Raw genomic sequence first — 1,234 nt, forward strand, 5'->3', positions numbered from 1 at the left:
GGCCTCTTGGGCTTTAACGGCATCCGCTTGGGCTTTGTCTGCAGCAGCTTGGGCGGCGGCGGCTTGGGCTTGGGCAGTGTCTTTGTCAGCATTGGCTTTGGCGGCATCCGCTTGGGCTTTGGCAGCGGCTTTTTCTGCTGCGGTTTGCTTGTCGCTCTTCGCGCCATAGGTGCCTTGAGCATCATTACCAGCGTAAACCCCGCCTAGGTATTGAGCGTCACCACCGAAGAAGCCACCTTCAGTGCTGTAACCGGCATTGTCAGCCGCTGCGCCTGAGAATTGGTTGCCATTGATACCAGCGGTTAGACCAATCTTACCGGCGTTAGCAAAGGTTAAGTCCCCTTTCACGTTTTTAGCAACAAAGTCGGCGGTGAATACAGATTTGCCAAACTCGATGTCATTGCCAATACCCAGCTTGCGGTAAGTGGCGTCCCCTGTGTAACCTACGGTGCCCTCTTTCGGCATGTTAGCCGCTTGGGTGGCATTACCGATGACGGCGACACCATTGACGGGTAAGGTTTTGTTCAATAGAGCAACTTCAGCAGAGCCATCAATATGACCGATGCGCATGTCATCGCCAAAGTCTTTATAGGTTGAGGTGTAGGTTAAAGGCAGTGTCTGACCAATGGCGGCAACCACGATGTCTGCTTTGCCTTTATGGGCTTTAAAGCCGTTTGAGTCTGCGACTGCTGTGTCGCCTTCACCAGAGAGGGTGATTGGGACCAGTGGTAGTAAGCCTGGTGTGCCATCTGGATTCTGAGAGGCAATATCAGCACGGGCATCAACGGCAGAGCCGTCTTCATTCACGGCAAAGTCGCGGGTGGTGGTATTAAACAACCCGAGTGAGCCGGCATTAATGTTTAATGATTGAACACCCGATTTCTTCGCTTCGGCAGCGTTCTTGATGGTGGCTGCTGCTAGGGCGTCTTTGGCTGCTTGCGCGGCTTGGTTGGCGGCAGCAATTTGAGCTTCTGCTGCGGCAGTCGCTGCAGCTTGCGCTTGCTGGGCAGCGGTGATTTGGGCATTGGCGGCCTCAAGGGCAGCTTTGCGACGATCCACTTCTGCTTGTAGGGCGGCGGTGTCACCACTGCCATTTGCCAATGCGTCTGCTAGGGCTTTCTCTGCAGCCGCTAACTTATCCTGTGCGGTGATTAACTCACCTTTGGCTTTATCCGCTTCTGCTTGCGCAGTGGCCGCTTTTTGTTTCTCAAGCTCTGCCTGCGCTTTGGCGGCT

At 54.6% G+C, this 1,234-nt stretch carries 1 protein-coding gene; it reads right to left on the reverse strand.

The annotated features are described in order from the left end of the window. The coding region (locus tag JMX50_RS13135) for a transferrin-binding protein-like solute binding protein (RefSeq protein ID WP_201630060.1) at positions 1-1,234 on the reverse strand (1,234 nt) is incomplete at both ends.

Source organism: Psychrobacter maritimus (assembly GCF_904846345.1).
Lineage (GTDB): Bacteria > Pseudomonadota > Gammaproteobacteria > Pseudomonadales > Moraxellaceae > Psychrobacter > Psychrobacter maritimus.